The sequence below is a fragment of the Kitasatospora sp. MAP5-34 genome (assembly GCF_029894335.1).
GTDB lineage: Bacteria > Actinomycetota > Actinomycetes > Streptomycetales > Streptomycetaceae > Kitasatospora.
This window is the reverse complement of record NZ_JARXZC010000117.1, coordinates 1-1,086: the sequence shown is the minus strand read 5'-3', so window position 1 is coordinate 1,086 and position 1,086 is coordinate 1. Positions and strand designations below refer to the sequence as shown.

Sequence of the window (1,086 nt, the reverse complement as noted above, 5' to 3'; positions counted from 1 at the left end):
AGGCCGCAGACTCCCGCCCACGGCCAGCACGAGCACCCCGGAGAACAGTCACACCAGCCCCTCTGACCAGCACGTTCGAAGATGGCGACGCTTCACTGGAGTGGTCGGATGTCGAAGTACCTCGCGCGAGCCATTCTGGAGCAGCTGCCACCCGACCGGCTGGCCCCCAGCGAGCTCGCCGGCTTCGAGGCCAATGCGGCCGCGTGGGAGACGCGTGGCGCCGAGGACGTGCCCGGCCGTGAGGGCGTCAACGGCTTCGGATTCGACAGCATCACTCCCGAGGCGACCCAACTCGCCTTGGTGGTAGCGCACACGGCGATGGACATCGTGGTCGAGAGCGGCCTGCGCGCGCTGTGGAAGCGCCTGCGCGGGCGCCCGAAGCGGCCCACGCCCCTGACATCGGCCCAGTTGCTCGAGGTCCGATCCCGGGTCCTCTCAACGGTCCGGAGCAGCGGCGCGAGCGAGGACACCGCCACCTTGTTCGCGGACGCGGTCGTGGAAGCGCTCAAGCAGGGCGAGGGCGACGAAGAAGCCGCCTGACGATGAGGACCCGGGCTCTGGCCGGCCTGGCCCTCCTGTTCGTCTGGTTCCTCGTCAGCGGGCTGACCATCGGGGCGCTCTTGTGGTTCGCCCTCCTCTGCCTACGGTTCATCGGCGTGATCCTCGACTCAGGCGGCCCTTACTGGGTCGTGTTCTACGCCATGCCGGCTTCCCTGGGCGTGGCCGTGCTGATCACGGGCAACACGGTGCGTTCGGTCCTGCCGCTGGCGCCGGTCCGAGAGGGCTCACTACCTTTCGACAGGACGCAGGCCCCCGCACTGTGGCACATGGTCGACGAACTGGTGGAACGGATCGGTGCGAGGCCGCCCTCCGAGATCCGCCTGTTCGTGGACGCAAACGCGGCGATCGTCGAACGGACGGCCCTCCTGGGTCTCCTGGGTGGCACGCGGACGCTGTACATCGGCGCGCCGTTGGTGATCACCCTGAACGCCAGGGCCGTTTCAAAGTCCCGGTGAGCATGTGAGTGCGCAGGTCATGCCGATGAAGGGGTCCGGGCCTGGCCCGTCACGAACGCAACGAAGCTCC

General features: G+C 68.4%; 2 protein-coding genes. Both read left to right on the top strand.

The features are described 5' to 3' along the window. The first annotated feature begins 108 nt into the window (after positions 1-108). Positions 109-540, top strand: a complete 432-nt coding sequence (locus tag P3T29_RS32640) for a hypothetical protein (RefSeq protein ID WP_280720302.1) — start codon at positions 109-111, stop codon at positions 538-540. Positions 541-542: 2 nt separating this feature from the next. Then, positions 543-1,016: a hypothetical protein gene (locus P3T29_RS32635; RefSeq protein WP_280720301.1), complete on the top strand. Its 474-nt coding sequence runs from the start codon at positions 543-545 to the stop codon at positions 1,014-1,016. The last annotated feature ends 70 nt before the right edge of the window (positions 1,017-1,086 follow it).

Excerpts from the sequence above, each read along its gene's own strand:
- P3T29_RS32635 (WP_280720301.1), top strand. The coding sequence starts at position 543 with ATGAGGACCCGGGCTCTGGCCGGCCTGGCCCTCCTGTTCGTCTGGTTC.
- P3T29_RS32640 (WP_280720302.1), top strand. The coding sequence starts at position 109 with ATGTCGAAGTACCTCGCGCGAGCCATTCTGGAGCAGCTGCCACCCGAC.